We start from the raw sequence: 731 nt of genomic DNA on the forward strand, positions 1-731 counted from the left end.
CGCCGGCAGGGCGGGATCGGTGGGCACCGTGTCCGCCTGAGCGGCCGGTGCGGTGATGGCGGCGCCGAGGAGCGCGGTCACCAGAACGGCGACGACTCCCATCGCGACGCGGCGGAACGGTCGTGCGCGCGATTCTTCATCGCGTTCGATTGCATCGAGTCGCTGGACTCGCATGGCGCCTCCCCATAGGCACATGCCGAAATATCGGCGAATGATGGATTCCCTCGCGTCCCCCAAAGACGCATCCGCGCTCAGATTAGCGCACGGTGCCCGCGTGGCGCTATTCGATTTCTCGAATTCGCGATAAAGCGGGTCAGTGCTCCGGCAGGAGGATCGCCGCCAGGTGCGCGCACATGTGCGCTGTCGTGAAGGTCGCCTCCACCGCCGCCCGGCCCGCGACGCCCATCCGCTCGGCGCGATCGCGGTCGTCGACGAGTCCCACCAGGCGATCCGCCAGCGCCTCGGCATCGCCCACGGGGACCAGATGCCCCGTCTCCCCCTCGGCGACGTACTGGGTCATCCCCGGGGTGTCGGTGTTGACCACCGGGCGACCCGTCGCCAGCGCCTCGAGCGTCACGGTCATTCCCGACACGTGCAGGTTCGGCCTCGTCGCCGTCGCCACCACGCTCGCCGTGGCGTACAGCTCGCGCAGCTCACGGTGACTCATCCGATCCACCACGCGCACGCCGTCGGGAGCGCCGCTCGCGGAGGTCTGCACGATCAGCTCGACC

1 protein-coding gene is annotated in these 731 nt (G+C 69.5%); it reads right to left on the reverse strand.

The window, feature by feature from the left end; all coding sequences use genetic code 11:
* Positions 1–313: 313 nt before the first annotated feature.
* On the reverse strand, positions 314–731 hold a 418-nt coding region (locus KZA10_RS16750; RefSeq protein WP_218683464.1), incomplete at its 5' end, for a glycosyltransferase family 4 protein.

The sequence above is a fragment of the Microbacterium sp. BF1 genome, from assembly GCF_019279095.1.
Classification (GTDB): Bacteria; Actinomycetota; Actinomycetes; order Actinomycetales; family Microbacteriaceae; genus Microbacterium; species Microbacterium maritypicum.